Raw genomic sequence first — 14,959 nt, forward strand, 5'->3', positions numbered from 1 at the left:
GGGAGCCAAAGGCGCTGGGCCATCGCCTAAAGGGCACCGGGTAGCGCCAGCACCGCCAGCAGTTTGTCTCTGGTTGGTTGAGTGCATGGCTGCATCGGCTCGCGCAGCTCGTCGCTCATCAACCCCTGCAACTGCAATGCGGCCTTGACCACGGCAGGGTTGGGCTCGGCGAAAGCCATTTTGATCCAGGGCAGCAACTGGTAGAACGTGCCACGCGCAGCCGCCCAGTCACCGCTATCGACCTGCCGCAGCATGCGCACGTAGAGGTCGGCATGCACATGCGCCGAAGCCGAAATGGCCCCTGCACCGCCCAGGCACAGGTTGTTGAATATTTGCAGGTCTTCACCGGCCAGCACCTGGGCGTGGCCGTCCTGGATCAGGGCCATGGTGGTTTCGCTGTCGCCGCCGCAGTCCTTGACTGCCGCGATGCGTGGGTGGCGCACAATCCGGCGCAAGGTTTCGCGCTCGATGCGAACGCCGGTGCGGTAAGGGATGTCGTACACGATAAGCGGCACGCTGGCGGCATCGGCTACGGTATTGAAGAACGCTTCGATGCCAGCCTGCGAAGGGCGGATGTAGCAAGGTGCCGGCACCAGCAGCCCGCCAATGTCGCGCTGCTGGATTTCAGCCTGGAACGCCAACAGTTCGCGCAGGTTGTAACCCGACAGGCCCATCACCACCTGGCCTGGCGTCACCCAGGCCAGCACCGCGTCCAGCACGGCCAGTTGCTCGGCCTTGGACAGTGCTGCCGCTTCGCCCGTGGTACCGCAAGATACCACGGAAATTCGACATGCAAAAACTCCTGATGTTGACCGAAAGTCAGCGTCAGCGGGTGAAGAGTCGAAGTGGTCTGGCAGGGATACCTGGCGCCTTCTGTCTCGTCAGCCCATCTGACGAGACAGCGCGCCTCGGTCAGATGAGCGGCTGTTTCTTGGATTTCTTGGCAACGGCAACGCACGCGCCTGCCTGGGCAATGAAGCCCGAAGCGGAAATGGCGTGGTTGGATGTGGACATCATGAGAAAGCCCGTTGCGTAGGTATGGCTGGATAATGGTGGGGCGGCGTAGTGGGTGTCAACCCTTGGTCTGCATCGGCACCTGTAGGACCTCACAAGGCGGGTATCGCCGTCACCGCCACTCGCTGTAAGGCTCCAGCGGCGTTACTGGCAAGGCCAGGTTGCCCCGCCACGGCTCGAACAGGTAACGCAGGTAAAGCATGCCATGGCTAGGTGCATAGTCATCGCTGTGCTGCCAGTCGAAGCCGCCGCCCAGTACCCACCGATCACTCAGGCGCCGTTCGAACAGGCCGCGCAGGCGGTAGCCCAACCCGCTGCTGTCGCTGGCTTCGCTCATGGCATCGATGTTGGAGTCAACGTCATACTGCGCCAGCACTTTGCGATTGATGTGCGCATCCGGGTACAACCGGCTGCTGCCACTGTGGGCCTGGGACCAGCTGACCGAACCTTCGAGCAACAGCGACCAGTCGTAATTGCGCCAGGCGTAGCTGACCGGCACGCCGACGGACGCGTAGCGCTGCGGGCTGTAGTAACCGCCCTGCCCCAGGCTGTAGCCGCCCAGGTCCTTGTCATGGCGCCAGTGCATCAGCGTCACGCCAACACGCACGCGCTCGTCGGCCCTTTCCACCACGCGGTGGTAATAGCCCGCCATGACCCGGGTACGCTGGTTTTCGGCAACGTTCTCGCCATACAGCCAGTGATGCCCCAGGCTGGCCCAGACACCGTTGTCACCGCCCTGGTCCCAGCTCAGGCCAAGCGTGCCGCCATTGGCTGTGATCCCGCCCCAGCGCACGCCCGTCGGGCGATCGCGTGCCCCGGCGAACGACAACAGCGAGTTGCTCATGGGCCGCCGCGACGCCGTCAGCGACCAGCCGATCTGGCCGAGGTCGCCGTTGAGCGTTGCGCCACCCAGCCAGTTGTTGATTGCGTAGCCCTGCGTGGTGCCCAGGTCGAACGCCCAGCGGCTGCCCTGCCAACCCAGCGCCAGCACGCTGCCATCAGCGGTCTGCGAGCCGGCGGTGCACGCAGGCAGCGATTTCCCGTCAGCGGTCCGGCCGACAAACTGGCAGCTACCGAAGTCGGGGGTGTAGCGGCCCTGATCGTTCTGCTCGAACGAGCCTGCATCTATGCCGATGCGCTCAACACGGGCAAAGGCGGTGCCGTCCTGCCAAGGGGTATCGACATGCAACAAGGTCGACTGGGTACTCAGCTCGGAGGTGCCCGGCGTACCGTCGTCCTGGCGCCAACCGTAGTCGTGCATCAGCGTCACATGGGTATTGCGCTGGCGATACAACGCATCGACGTCACTGCGCAGGCTACGCGCCAGCCAGTCGTCGGCGTCCTGTTCACGGCTGGCCAGCGTCAGGGCACGGTCATCCCGTGGCGAGGCGGCAGCACGGTCCAGCAACTGCGCATCGGCCATTGCTGCGGCGTAGAGGTCCAGCGCCCGTTGCGGCTCGTGCTGCGCCACCAGGCGGGCGGCGTCACGGCGCAACAATGGGTCAGGCCGGGGCTGCTGCGCTGCAATCCGGTCGAGCAGCACGGCCGCCTGGTCGTGATCGCCCAAGGCCACCCAGACAGCCGCCAGGCGCCGCTGGGCGTTGCTGTCATCGGCGGCCACCTGTGGCACCTGCACGGTCATCATGTGCCGGGCCTTGGTCAGGTTGCCTCCAGCCACCGCGCTTTCGATCACGCCAAGGCGCGCTTCCGGTCGCCCGGGCTGTATGGCCAGCACACGCTGGTAATAACCACGCGCCTTTTCAGGCTCACCGCGCGCTGCCGCCCAGTCGGCCAACAATATCAGGTCGTCGGGGCCGCCTTCTCCACGCGCCAGGCTGGCCTCAAGCATGGCTGTCGCCTCAGTAACGCGGCCTTGAGCCTGCAGCTGCTGCGCCGAGGCCAGGGTCACGCGGCGCTGAATGCGCTGCTGCAGGGCATGCATGTCAGCGCTCCAGGCTGCCTGCGGCACTGCACCCAGGCTGTCCAGGGCCAAGGCATCACGGTCGCTGGACTCCAGGAACAGGCCATGGGCATAGCGGGTTGCTGGGTCGCGCGGCTGGTGCTGCACCAGCCTGGCGAAGGCCGCATCGGCCTCGGCGGTGCGGCCCTGGTGACGCAGGCTGTTGGCCAACTGATACATCAGCCAAGGCTCATCGGGGGCCAAGGCAGTGGCCTGGGCCAGCACCTGGCTGGCCGCTGCCCAGTCTTCGCGTTGCAGCGACTGCTCACCCTGCTGACGCAGGCGTGCAAGTTCCAGGCTGCGACGCAAACTGGCGAACTGCACCTGCTGGCGAGGCGGCAGGCTGTCCAGGTACGCCTGCGCCTTGGCGGGCGATTGCGCCTGGTACACACGCATCAGGCCACGCACGGCACTTTCATTATCCGGCGCCATGCGCCTCACTTGCAGGAACTGCTGCTCGGCAGCAGCCGCGTCGCCCTCGGCCAGCGACACATCGGCCAGGCCGAGCATGGCGTACTCATCTTTCGGGCGTTGCTGGCGCGCTTGCAGGTACAGTGCGCGGGCGCCTCGCAGGTTGTTGGCCTGCAGGGCGCGCTCAGCTTTGTCTAGCTGCGCCCAATACTGGCTGGACGATTCCAGGTCCTTCCATTGGCTGATCCAGTAGGTGTCCTGTTCTTTGGCACTCGCCGCCCGGAACGCTGCATTGGCGTTTTCGTAGCGGCCCTGACGCATCAGCGCATAGCCCAGGGCGCCGTACAAGCTGGCGTCCTCAGGGTACTTGCGCAGGGCCCGACGCAGTTGCGCTTCGGCTTCGGCGTTACGGCCCTTGTCGAGCAAATTCTTGCCCCGCTGGCCTGCCTGCCAGGACGGGTCGGCCAACAGCGTGCGCTGTTGTTGCAGGTTGGCGCTGGCCTGTGCCAGCAGCGGCGAAGCTGGGTAGCGCTGGAGGAAGGCTTGCCAGGCCGCCGCGCTGGCGCTGCTCACCGCCTGCCCCGACAGGTATTCGAACTCACGCTGGGCGGCAGCATCCCGTGCGCCGGGGTCGCGCGCCAGCTGATCGAGCAGTGCCAGCGCTTCGCGGTCACGCTTTTCGGCGAACAGCCAGCCGGCCAGTGTCTGGCGCAACCCGGCACTGCCGGGGTACTGCTGGTCCAGCTGCTGTAACTGCCTGATCGCCTCAGGCCGCTGGCCTGGCAGGTTGCCGCGCACGCGCCAGTAATCGAGAGCCAGCTCAAGGCTGGGCGGCTGCCCGGCGAACAGCTGCTCATAAACCGCCAGCGCCTCCTGATTGCGCCCGGTAACGGCCAGCAGGCGTGCCTGCTGCAAGCGCCGAGCCGTCTCTGGCTGCTGCAACGCGAGCAAGCGCGCCGCCTGGCGCGCTTGCAGGCTACCGGGTGCCAGGGCGGTGATCCTGGCGCTCAGCTGTTCGGCCTCGGTGATGTTCTTTTCGCGCAATGCCAGGTTCAAGGCCGCCAGCAACACATCCGGATTGCGCGGTTCCAGCAGCTGCAGGCGGCGCAGCGCATCACGCACCAGGTCGTCGCGGTGCAGCGCCTCGCCCCGGCGCACCTGGTCCAGCAGCCATTGTCGCTGCTCCCCGGCATCCTTGGGTTGTGCAACGGCCTGGCAAGCCACCGTCGCCAGCATCAGCACGCCGATCATTCGCTGCATGGCTTGCTCCAGGCCGGCAACAGGCGGCCGTGCGGGTCAAAACGGTAACGGGCTTCGTCCCAACCCTGGCCAAACAGCGCCAGCACCTGGCTGTAGTACGCCTTGGCTTCGACCGGCTGCTGATGCAAACGCTGCCGCTGCGCTGCCAGGCCAGCCACGTGCTCGGGAGAAGCCGCCAGCAAAGGCAGCAGGGCCGCAGAGAAGCCTGCCGGGCCATGGCCGCTCGCAGCACCGCTGCGCGCATCCACGTGCTCGGGCGGCAGCCCGTCAAGCGTCGTCAATGCCGCCATCGGGGCATAGCGGGCCACCAGGTCGGCACGCTGGGGAGCGTCCTTGGCCAGCATGCCGACCCACAGGTAAACCCGGATGGCGTCGTAATCACCGGCGCTGCCATGTTGTGGGTCCGCGGCCAGCTCACCGGCCGGCGTCCACAGCAGCCAGTCCGGGGCGAAGCCCTTGGGCGATGACGCCAGCCACAAGCGCCGCGTATTGGTCGCCAACTCACCCCACAGCGGGTCTACCAGGTTGAAGCGGTCGAACAGTTGCAACGGCAGATAACTGGGGTTCAAGCGTGTGCCACGGGCATCCTCGAAACCGTAGTCGCCCGGCAGCAACATCACCCCCAGGCCTGGCAGCTTGCGCATGGTCTGCGCAGCGATGCGCCACAGCAGGCGCTGGCCCAGTTGCGTGTAGGCCGGTTCGCCCCACAACCGCCCCGCTTCCAGCAGGCTGTATGCAATCCACAGGTCGGCGTCGCTGGCGTTGTTGGTATCCAGCACCTGCCACTGCTGTTGGCTGTTACGGCCCCACAGCCAAGCGGGAAGATGCCGGGCCAGGTCACCCTCGGCCAGGTTGTTGGTGGTCCAGCGCAGCAATTGCGCGAAGGCCTGCCGGTCATTGCCTACCAGGGCAAAGAACAATGCATAGCTCTGCCCTTCCGAGGTGGTGATCAGGCGCTCGTCGCTCGGGTCGATGACCCGGCCGTCCACACTCACCAGCTCGGCCTTGAAGCGGTCCCAGGCCGGCCACGGGCAGGCCGGCGCGGCATTGGCGAAGAAAGGCAGGCCGAAGGTGACCAGCCCCACCAGCAATCGGCGCATCATCACCCCGCCTCACCCAGGCGGCGCTTGCCCGCCCAACGCAGTGCCCGCCATAGCAGGAAAGCAAACAACACCACGCAAACAGCCGCGATCGCCGCCAGCAGCACGGGGTGCTCGGACAAGTGGAACCACAACAGCAGCCACCACGGCAAGGCGCCTACGAAATAATGCTCGCCGACAAACTGGCTGCTTAGGCCACTGCTGCGCACCAGCGTTACCGAACCGGCCACTGCGTCGAGCTTGCCTACATCGCCGAGCGTATCGCGCAGCAAGCCATAGTCGCTGTCGCTGCTGGCCAACAGGGCGACGACACTGCGCTGCTCGTGGAACGGCGATTTCAACCCGGTGATCGCCGCGATGGGCGCCTGAGCGCTCACAGCCACGCGGCTGCTTGCAGCCACCGGCGCGGTGTCGAAGCGCTGGCTGCCCGGCAGCCCTGCGCTACGGCCTTGCAGCAACCAGTCACGCTGGGCGCTGAGCAGCAGGCCAAGGTTGGGCGCATCGCTCAGGGCTTCGGGCAGGTTGCCGATCAGCAGCAAGTCGGCATCGGCCGCTGCGGCTTGCTTCCAGTCATCCACCAGTTGCAGGCCCAGCGCCGGGTAACCGACCTGGCCTGCTACACCGCCAACGGTGTCGAGCAAGGTGCCGACCTGCATCGCCGTGGGTTTGGACGGCATGATGACCAGGGTTTCGGAGAGATCGGCCATGCGGCTGAACGGGAAGCCGCTGCGGGCAAAGGCACGCAGGTCGGGCATGGCAATGTAGTGGTGATAACCGGACAGGTCGATGGTGGAGTTGTCGTCGATTGCTGCGCGCACATCCACCGGCAGCGAGGTCTGACACCGGTCGCGCTGGGCGCTGCCCAAGGTGCTGGCAAAGCTGAAATCGAAGCGCAGGCGGTTGCGGTCGCCAATCTTCAGCGCCGGCACCAGTGATTTTTCGGTCAATGCCGTGCTGTCGCCGGACAACACCGACAGGCGCATTTCTTCGAGGGTGCCGCTGCGCCGGTCATTGCCCACCAGCGGCATACTGGTAATGTACTGGTCGTTGACGCTGATGCTCAGGCGCGATTCGTCGGTCACCGCAGGCGCCGTGTAGCGGTACAGGGTACGCAGCGGGATGCCCTGGTTTCGCCAGACAAACAGGTCGGGCGGCAGGTTCAGCTCCAGCGTCACCGGCCTAGGTTGAAGGCCACTGACTTGCAGCTGCTCGGGGTAGTCCAGCAGCTCGGCAAAGCGTACCGGCCGGTCGGTGCGCGTCCAGTTGGGCGCGTCGTAAGGCTGACGTGGTTGCAAGGCAGTCATCTGCTCCACTTTCACCCGGGCGCCGCGGAACAGGTTGTTGCCAACCGCCAGCGCCGACGCAGCCTTGACCAGATCATCGTCGTTGCGGCCCAGTACCAGCAGCACTTTGCTCCAGCGGTCATCCGGGTGGTCGATCATCTGCAGCACCGGGCCATCCACCGGCGGGAACTGCTGCAGGTCGGCGAGGAAGGCCGGGCGACGGTCGTTGGTGGCAAACACGATGCTTGGCTTTGGCGTGCCCGCCCGCGCCGGCAGGCGGTTGTACAGCACCGGGAAGGTTGCCTTGCGCCAACCGGCCTGGCTGCCGAAGTACGACGCCAGGATCGCCGCCGCGCGTTGCTCACCCAGGCTCGGCACGCCACTGAATACCACCGGCAGTTCCACTTTGCCGGTATCACGCGCATCGAAGAACGGCAGCGGGAAATACGCCAGGTCGTTGTCCAGCGCCAGGGCCTGCTCGTGCAACTGCACCTGGCTCTTGCGATTGAGGTTCAGCCACAGGCCGCTATGCGCCGGGTCTTCGCAGATGTCGGTGTAGTGCCCGACAAACTCCAGGCGTACCCGGTTGAAGTCGCCGAGCAGCTTCGGGTCCAGCGGCAACTGGCGGCGCACGCGCTGGCCAGGCTGGTCCTTCTCCACGGGCACCACGCCCATCAGTTCGTCATTGAGGTAGACGCGCAAATGCGACAGGTTCGGCAGCAGGGCTGGCGAAGGCGTGTAGTCCAGTTGCAGACTGGCGTCAGTGGCCAGACGGTCGCGACGCACGCCGAACTCGATGTATTCAGTGTTGCGCACCCCCAGCAACAGGCTGTCGGATGCATGCCCGAGCTGCTCGAAGGTTTTCATCACTGGCCAGTTCGGTACCGTGGGTACGGCTGGCTCGGCAAGCGGGGCTACAGAGGCGGCAGCAGCAGGCTGCGACAAGGCGGCAAGCAGCGCCATCGCCAGGCCCCAGGTACGCGCGGGATAACCAGTCATCATGCGTCTCGATCAACAAGGTTCAAAGAAGGAACAGCCCGTGGTGTGCGGGGCCAGTAGCTGGCCAGCCAACGTGCCAGCGCGCGCAGTGGCTGCAGCCACGCGTGTACCCACGGCGGCAGGTGCTCTAGCAGGCGCAGGTAACCGACACCGCCCAACTTCAGCACATCGACCAGGCTGCGCAGCGGGCGCTCGACCTCATGCTGCTCGCTCCAGCCCAGCCAGGCATCGGCGCGAGCAAACGTGCAGTGCACCAGGTCGATACGCTGCTGTTGGCTTAGCGCGTTGAATACCAGGCCCACGTGCTGCCCGACCTTACGGGTGACACAGGCCTGGAAGGCGAACTCGCGCTGGCCACGGTTGAGCAGCAGGCGCACCTGCTCCCCCGGTTTCAGCGCAAGGCCGTCGTGCAGTTGCAGGCCGACACCGCCATCGGAGTAATCGACCAGGGTGCACGGGTAGGCGTGACCGCTGGCCAGCACCAGGCCTGCCGGCAGGCGCATCTGCACCCGGTGGGCGCGGCGCACCTGGCGCACTTCGGCGGCCACGGCAACCGCGGCGCCGATGATCAGCAGGTTGTAGACCACCCACAGCGAACTGACGATCACCGTGCCGATTTCTGCCGCCGGGCCGGTGAACAGGCGCCACACGGCTAAGCCCAGGCCCGCTACATTGAGTGCCGCAAGCCACAGGTACGGCTGGGCGATGTGCCAGTCGAACTGCTCCTGCTCCATCAGGCCGCCCTTGGCGGTAACGTTGAATTTGCCTTTTTTTGGGGCGAACAGCGCGACCGTGGTGGGGCGGGCGATGTACCAGGCCAGCACGGTCTCGTATACCTCGCCCCAGAAGGTTTGCCGGTACTTGCCCTGCATGCGCGAGTTGGTCAGGCTGGCGTGGATCATGTGCGGCAGCACATACAACAGGATCATCAACGCCGGTGCGTAGATGATGTAGGCATGCAGTAGCAGGAACGCCAGCGGTGCGGTCAGGAACACCAGGCGCGGCAGGCCAGCCAGGAAGTGCAGCATCGCATTCGCATAGCACACCCGCTGGAACAGGCTCAGCCCACGCCCGAACAGGGGGTTGTCGGTGCGGAAGATCTGCACCATGCCGCGTGCCCAGCGAATGCGCTGGCCGATGTGCGCCGACAGGCTCTCGGTAGCCAGGCCGGCCGCCTGCGGGATGCTCAGGTAGGCCGATGACCAACCCTGGCGGTGCATGCGCAAGGCGGTGTGGGCATCCTCGGTCACCGTCTCCACGGCAAAACCACCGATGCTTTCCAGCGCGGTGCGGCGCAGTACCGCGCACGAGCCGCAGAAAAACGCCGCGTTCCACATGTCGTTACCGTCCTGGATCAGGCCGTAGAACAGCTCCCCTTCATTGGGGCGGCGACGGAACGAACCCAGGTTGCGCTCGAACGGGTCGGGCGAAAAGAAATGGTGCGGCGTCTGCACCAGTGCCAGCTTCGGGTCCTTGAGGAACCAGCCCACCGTCATTTGCAGGAAGGAGCGCACCGGCACGTGGTCGCAGTCGAAGATGGCAATCAGCTCGCTGTCGGTCACACCCAACGCATGGTTGAGGTTGCCGGCTTTGGCGTGCTTGCTGTCCGGCCGCACGATGTAGCCCACCCCCACCTCGTCGGCGAACGCGCGGAACGCATCGCGGCGGCCGTCGTCGAGGATATAGATCCGCAGGCATTCGCGTGGCCAGTCCAGGCCCAGGGCCGCCAGTACTGTGGTGCGCACTACCGACAAATCTTCGTTGTAGGTGGGGATCATCAGGTCTACGGTTGGCCAGTGCTGCGGGTTGGCAGGCAGGTTCGCCGGCTTGCGCTGCAACGGCCAGCTGGTCTGGATGTAGCCCAGGATCAGCACGAACCACGAATAGGTTTCGGCCGCCAGCAGGATCACCCCGCACACCAGGTCAGTGGTGTCGTTCCAGTTCAGGGTCGCGGTGTAGCGCCACCATAGATACCGGCAGGATATGATCGTCGACAGCACGATCAGCATCAGTGTCGGGAAACGCCCCGGCATGTGCCGCACCAGCATGGCAATGCCCAGCAGCAGGCCGATGAACACCAGCTGTGCCAGGTAGCCGAAGGGCTCCGTCACGCACAGCAGGGCCAGGCCGGTCGCGCACAGCGTCAGCGCACTGTAGAACGCCCGCCGGGCGAACACGCTCAAGCCGCGCAAGCGTGCCGAGGCTTCATGCCTGAAGGCACTGCCACGGTAGCGGGCAGGTACCTGCTGCAACCTGCCGATCACCAGGCTGCGGTAATGGCCCGCAACCTGTCGCGCATTCCGCAACTGCTCGCGCACGGTGGCCCAGACCCGCCGCGCGAACCCTGGCCGGTGTTGCGCCGGTTGCTGCCTTAGCAGCAGCCACAGGCTCTGGATCAACAGGCGGACCGGGTCGCCCAGGCTCGGACGCTTGCCCCCCAGTTGCGGGTACAGGCGCTGGCGCTCGGCCAACAGCGCCTGCCAGGCGGGGGACTCCAGGCGCAGAAACAGGAAGGCCAGCCATACGCCGAGGGTAAACAGGCAGGCTACCGGTAAGCGCGCACCGCGCGCGCTGAACCAGGTGTAGGTCGACAGGGGGCTCAACGTCACGGCTGGCGCCTCGTCAGGCAACGTACCGCCAGGCTCTGCACATCTCGGCAGGCCAGGCTATGCGGCGCGTAATGGCCGAGCGGTGCCTTGCATGCCAGCGCTTCGAGGAACGCCTCGTCGCGGTGCACCACCTGAATCGGCAGGCGATCACGGAACAGGTCACGCCATACCATCAACAAGTCGCTTTGCAAGCGGCTGGCCGGGTCGTAACGGTTGACCAGCAGCATGTCGTAGCGCTCGACCGGCTGGCGGCCGAGCAACAAGTGGCTGGCCATCTCGGCCTCGGCCACCAGTACTCGCACATCGGTCTCGATGCTGTGGCCAGCGGTATCAGGCGGCAGTTGCGGCAGGTCGAACAACACCCAGTCGAAATGCCCGGCCAGCTCGGCCTGACGCGCGCGCCATGCCTGCGCGTCGGGCATGGGGCGCGCCACGCCATCTGGCAGGTTGCCGAACGGCAGCAGGCATAGGCCATCGAGTACTTCATACACGGCATCGCCAACCGGCCGCCCTTGCCGCTCGGCCAACGCCCAGCCTTCTTGCGTACCTAACGCCAGGTTGAAGTGCAGCCCGAGCAAGTTGCTTGGGCACAGGTCGATCAGCAGCACCCGCTCGCCCACGCCCTGCAGCGCATAGCCCAGCGCGGCCAGCAAGGCGCTGCGCCCCAGGCCACCACGCACGCCGTGCAAGGCCAGGCTGGTCATGCGGACACACCCTCGCGCTGCGCTGCAGCCGCGTGCAACGCGCCCGGCGTGCTGGCCCGATAGCTTTCACCCAGCAACGGCCAGCGCTGCAACGCCTGCTGAACCCCCACCAACATGGAAATGTCCTGGTAGTTCAGGTCTGGCATCGCCAGGTGCTGGCGCAACTGGGCGATATCGTCGCTGCGGTCGGACGGGTCTGCTTTGCCAGTGTTCATGGGCGCTCCTCGGGGATGGGCTGCCAGTCGGGCTGGCCTTGCAGGCGCATGTAGGCGCGCCCCTGATAGTTCACAACCTCCGCCCCGGAGGTTTGCGCAACCTGTTCTGTGGTCGGCAGGTCGGCCAGCAGGCCGGGCACATCCAGCGCCTGCTGCTGGCCCAGGCCGGCGTAAACGCGCGACACAAGCTCGGACAGTGCCAGGTAGCTGGTCGGTGCCGCGACACGCAGCGGCTCGCTGCGGGCCGGCTGCCCCATGCCGATGAACTTCAGGCCGACCGGTACATGGGTGATCGACGGCGTAGGGATTTCACGCATGCCTGACAGCTGCATGCGGTCACCGTGCAGCGCAGCGCCATGTTCCGGGACAATGGCCACGACCACGCGGCGGCCACTGCGCTCCAGCTCGTCGAGAAAGGTGCCCAGCTCGCTAAACAGCCGGTTGGCGCGGGTGGCGTAATCGGCCACGCGGGTACCGCCGTCGGCGGTAACGATACGGTTGCCGTCGTGCAGGCTGATGCTGTTGTAGAACAGCGACACATGCTCGGCGGCGCTGCCTTGGCGCTGCCCCCACCAGCGGCGTAACACGTCCAGGTCACTGGCAATCGGCGAGCCGTCGAAACCGACCAGCGCGCGCGGAAAGTCGGTATTGCGCAAGCCGGGCTGCGGCATGTGCTGCTGGGTGATGTCGCCGATGAAGTTGTCGAACTGGCCGCTGTGGTTGAGCAAGGTATTGCTCTGGAAGCCGAGCTTGGCCAGGTTCTGGAACAACAGGCACTGCTCCGGGGCGCTCTGGTAAAGGCCCGCGTGGGACGACTGCCCGCAGCTGGCACGTAGCACGCGGATGGCCGCCGGCCCACTGTAGGAGGTGGCCGAATTGAACTGGTCGAAGACCACGTCCAGGCGCGACAGCAGCGGGTTGTCACGCAGCCCCGCGGCAGACAGGTCATCCCAGGCCAGCGAGCAGATGTTGATGATCAGCAGGTCGAACGGTTGCTCATCAACATTGATGGCAGGGAATGCCGTCACCCGCTCCCGCTCACTGGCGAAGAAACGTTCGAGCCAGCTGTCGAGCGTGGCATTGTCGGCAAGCGCTGCGGCCTGCACGGGCTTGCCGGGGCCGGCAGCCACATTGCCGGACGGCTGGCCGGCGTTGACGGCCAGTGAAGGCAGCCCGCCCACGGCCAGCCACGCCAGCCCCAGCAGGCTCAAGGTGCTCAGGCGCAGCCAATGGCGCAAGTACAGGTAGCCCACCAGCAACAGCGCCAACGCACCGAGCAGGTTCCAGTTGATGAAACGGCCCAGCAGTTCGAGCATGTAGTCCCATGAAAAGTCGAGCACACCCGGCTGTGCCAGCAGGCGGCTGAACGGCGGGAACCAGGTGTCCTGGTAGAACAACGCGACACCAATCGGCACCGCCACCAGCTGCCGCGCGATGCACAGCCATCTCCCCGGCAAAGGCAGCAGCAGGAAAGCGGCGAACAGCAGGTTCGGCAGCGCCTGGAAGTCCAGCATGCCGAGGGCGACCAGCAGGAATTTTGCCAGGAAATAGAGGTTCCACCCTCCCAGTCCAGGCCAGCGGGCCAGTACCGGGAGGGAGGCGATGGTCTTAGTCATTACGGGGTTCCTGGCGTGCAGCGCGGTGGCGGACGCCCAGCGGTTTCAGGTAACGGGGTGCAAGGCGGCGGCGCAACCAGCCGCGCAATGCAACGCGCAGGCGCAGCACCAGCAAGGCCAGGGCAAACGTCACCAGCGCAGTGATGGCAATTACTTGCAGGAGCTGCACGAAGTTCATGCTGTACCCCGCTTGCCCAGGGCAATCCGGCGTGGCGCCAGGGCCGACCTTGGGTGCGCAGGCTGTTGCGCCGCTGCATCCAGCCGCGGTGGCTGCGGTGCGCTGTCGTCGAGGAAGGCCGGGGTGGCCAGGCTGTCGACCCCGGCGAGTACCTCTTGGCTGATGAACAGTTCTTTCCACGACAACTGGAAGATGTGGTCAAGCGCTTGCTCGACCCCTTCAGAGCGGCAGGCGAACAGGAACAGGAACAGGACTTCGCCCACCACACAGGCAATGTCACCATCGCGGCGGAATACCGTGCGCGAACAGGCCTGCAGCGGGGTCAGGCCAGGGGCCGGGCGCAATACCAGCAACTGGTGGACGATTTCGCCGTTGCGCACACCGTGCCACATGGTGTTCACGGCTTGCGCAAATGCACGGGGCGCCACCAGCCCGCAAATGGCCAGCGGCCGCAGCCGTGCGAGCAAGGCATCGAAGTTGCCCGGCAGATGCCGCCGCCATACGTAACCCTGGATGCTCTCGACCATGGTCAGGAAACGCGACAGGCTGGCACCGAACGGCACGATCTGGGTGGCACCACAGGCCAGCAGCAGTTGCTCGTCCTGATAGCGCAGGGTTGGCGCCATCTCGCGCACCACCAGCTTCAAGGCATTGCCACGTAACTGGCGCAGGCGGTGCAGCTGGCGTGCCAGGCTGTCCAGGCGCTGCCCGCCATCCATGGCAAAGATCACCGTGGCAGACACCGCTCTGCTGGCTTTGGCGCTCAGTTCTTCAAGGTTTTCGCAGACCTGCCAGTGCTCGGAGAAGGCGGGCGCGCCTTCCAGCACCGGGCGCTGGGCCAGGCACAGCAACTCATCACCACCGGTGTCGGATGGCACCTGCGGCGCTCCGGTAACGGCAAACCCGGCGTCAAGGCGCGCCAGCTCCAGGTCTCGGGTACCGGCCTTGCCGAGTGGGTTGCTCCAGAAATGCTGCAGGTAGCGCACCCCACCTTTGCCGCGGTACACCTGGGCCAGCCCGTCTACGCCCTGATTGAACGCGCGCAGCTGCTCCACCCGTCCAACACCCTGCCCGCTGCTGATGACCAGCAGCAGTGCAGCCTCGGCCAGCAATAAGGGCCGCAGGGCATTGCACCAACGGGCAACGTCATCGCCCGCCCAGGCCTCGAGTGGCGCCAGCAGCAACAGCACACGCCCGGGCACGTCGATGCGTGGCAAGTCATCAACCAGGTGCAGGGTGGCTTGCGGGGTGGTCTCGTACAGTGCCAGCTCGGCCGGGCCCTGCGCCGCATCGAGCGCACCCAGCACATCACCCATGGCTTGCGCATCGGTGATCAAGGTTGCCCGAACGTCGTCGAGCATGCCTGCAAGCACTTGGCGGCATAGCAAAGTGGCGTCTTCCGTGGCGTCACAGGCTACCCAGTACAGTCCTTGTTCATGAAGGCAGCTGCTTTCGGCGCCTATGCCGGAAATAGCCAACAACGGCATTCCATTAGTCAAAACAGTGGCTCTACGTCAAAAAATTAAACGGCCTTGAAGCTAGATTTGCACATGGGTCGTCGACGGCTTTTGACCCTCGTCAAAAAAACGACAGAAACACCGACGCACCAT

The 14,959-nt window shown here is 65.6% G+C and carries 10 protein-coding genes and 1 pseudogene; 1 reads left to right on the forward strand and 10 read right to left on the reverse strand.

Features of this window, described 5'->3' with window-relative positions; translation table 11 throughout:
* Positions 1-26: 26 nt before the first annotated feature.
* A pseudogene (locus tag PP4_RS16185) lies at positions 27-776 on the reverse strand (4-hydroxy-tetrahydrodipicolinate synthase family protein); the annotation flags it as partial.
* Between the two features lie 14 nt (positions 777-790).
* Here PP4_RS16185 and PP4_RS29295 point away from each other — a divergent pair.
* Positions 791-1,036, forward strand: a complete 246-nt coding sequence (locus PP4_RS29295; protein WP_162471772.1) for a hypothetical protein — start codon at positions 791-793, stop codon at positions 1,034-1,036.
* Positions 1,037-1,126: 90 nt separating this feature from the next.
* Here the strand turns inward: PP4_RS29295 and bcsC are convergent, their stop codons facing one another.
* Genes bcsC through PP4_RS16235 form a run of 9 tightly spaced genes read right to left on the reverse strand, consistent with a single transcriptional unit; the run spans position 1,127 to position 14,836 of the window.
* Positions 1,127-4,645, reverse strand: coding sequence for a cellulose synthase complex outer membrane protein BcsC (bcsC, locus tag PP4_RS16195; protein WP_016500273.1), 3,519 nt, complete (start codon positions 4,643-4,645; stop codon positions 1,127-1,129).
* Positions 4,633-5,748, reverse strand: a complete 1,116-nt coding sequence (bcsZ, locus tag PP4_RS16200) for a cellulose synthase complex periplasmic endoglucanase BcsZ (RefSeq protein ID WP_016500274.1) — start codon at positions 5,746-5,748, stop codon at positions 4,633-4,635. The genes bcsC and bcsZ overlap by 13 nt, the downstream gene beginning before the upstream one ends.
* Positions 5,748-8,030, reverse strand: a complete 2,283-nt coding sequence (gene bcsB / locus PP4_RS16205) for a cellulose biosynthesis cyclic di-GMP-binding regulatory protein BcsB (RefSeq protein WP_041167774.1) — start codon at positions 8,028-8,030, stop codon at positions 5,748-5,750. The genes bcsZ and bcsB overlap by 1 nt, the downstream gene beginning before the upstream one ends.
* Positions 8,027-10,636, reverse strand: coding sequence for a UDP-forming cellulose synthase catalytic subunit (gene bcsA, locus PP4_RS16210; protein WP_016500276.1), 2,610 nt, complete (start codon positions 10,634-10,636; stop codon positions 8,027-8,029). Before bcsA ends, bcsB begins: the two co-directional genes overlap by 4 nt.
* Positions 10,633-11,340, reverse strand: a complete 708-nt coding sequence (gene bcsQ, locus PP4_RS16215) for a cellulose biosynthesis protein BcsQ (RefSeq protein ID WP_016500277.1) — start codon at positions 11,338-11,340, stop codon at positions 10,633-10,635. Before bcsQ ends, bcsA begins: the two co-directional genes overlap by 4 nt.
* Positions 11,337-11,555: a cellulose biosynthesis protein BcsR gene (gene bcsR / locus PP4_RS16220; protein ID WP_016500278.1), complete on the reverse strand. Its 219-nt coding sequence runs from the start codon at positions 11,553-11,555 to the stop codon at positions 11,337-11,339. The genes bcsQ and bcsR overlap by 4 nt, the downstream gene beginning before the upstream one ends.
* Entirely contained in the window at positions 11,552-13,171 is a 1,620-nt protein-coding gene (bcsG, locus tag PP4_RS16225) for a cellulose biosynthesis protein BcsG (protein ID WP_016500279.1), read from the reverse strand. Before bcsG ends, bcsR begins: the two co-directional genes overlap by 4 nt.
* A complete protein-coding gene (bcsF, locus tag PP4_RS16230) occupies positions 13,164-13,349 on the reverse strand; it encodes a cellulose biosynthesis protein BcsF (protein WP_016500280.1) in 186 nt (61 codons plus the stop codon). The genes bcsG and bcsF overlap by 8 nt, the downstream gene beginning before the upstream one ends.
* Complete coding sequence (locus tag PP4_RS16235; protein WP_041167775.1) at positions 13,346-14,836, reverse strand: BcsE family c-di-GMP-binding protein; 1,491 nt, start codon at positions 14,834-14,836, stop codon at positions 13,346-13,348. The genes bcsF and PP4_RS16235 overlap by 4 nt, the downstream gene beginning before the upstream one ends.
* Positions 14,837-14,959 lie beyond the last annotated feature (123 nt).

Source organism: Pseudomonas putida NBRC 14164, from assembly GCF_000412675.1.
Classification (GTDB): Bacteria; Pseudomonadota; Gammaproteobacteria; order Pseudomonadales; family Pseudomonadaceae; genus Aquipseudomonas; species Aquipseudomonas putida.

What these genes read in the sequence shown, in the direction of transcription:
- PP4_RS29295 (WP_162471772.1), top strand. Translation starts at nt 791, where the DNA reads ATGCAAAAACTCCTGATGTTGACCGAAAGTCAGCGTCAGCGGGTGAAG.
- bcsC (WP_016500273.1), bottom strand. Translation starts at nt 4,645, where the DNA reads ATGCAGCGAATGATCGGCGTGCTGATGCTGGCGACGGTGGCTTGCCAG.
- bcsZ (WP_016500274.1), bottom strand. Translation starts at nt 5,748, where the DNA reads ATGATGCGCCGATTGCTGGTGGGGCTGGTCACCTTCGGCCTGCCTTTC.
- bcsB (WP_041167774.1), bottom strand. Translation starts at nt 8,030, where the DNA reads ATGATGACTGGTTATCCCGCGCGTACCTGGGGCCTGGCGATGGCGCTG.
- bcsQ (WP_016500277.1), bottom strand. Translation starts at nt 11,340, where the DNA reads ATGACCAGCCTGGCCTTGCACGGCGTGCGTGGTGGCCTGGGGCGCAGC.
- bcsR (WP_016500278.1), bottom strand. Translation starts at nt 11,555, where the DNA reads ATGAACACTGGCAAAGCAGACCCGTCCGACCGCAGCGACGATATCGCC.
- bcsG (WP_016500279.1), bottom strand. Translation starts at nt 13,171, where the DNA reads ATGACTAAGACCATCGCCTCCCTCCCGGTACTGGCCCGCTGGCCTGGA.
- bcsF (WP_016500280.1), bottom strand. Translation starts at nt 13,349, where the DNA reads ATGAACTTCGTGCAGCTCCTGCAAGTAATTGCCATCACTGCGCTGGTG.
- PP4_RS16235 (WP_041167775.1), bottom strand. Translation starts at nt 14,836, where the DNA reads ATGCCGTTGTTGGCTATTTCCGGCATAGGCGCCGAAAGCAGCTGCCTT.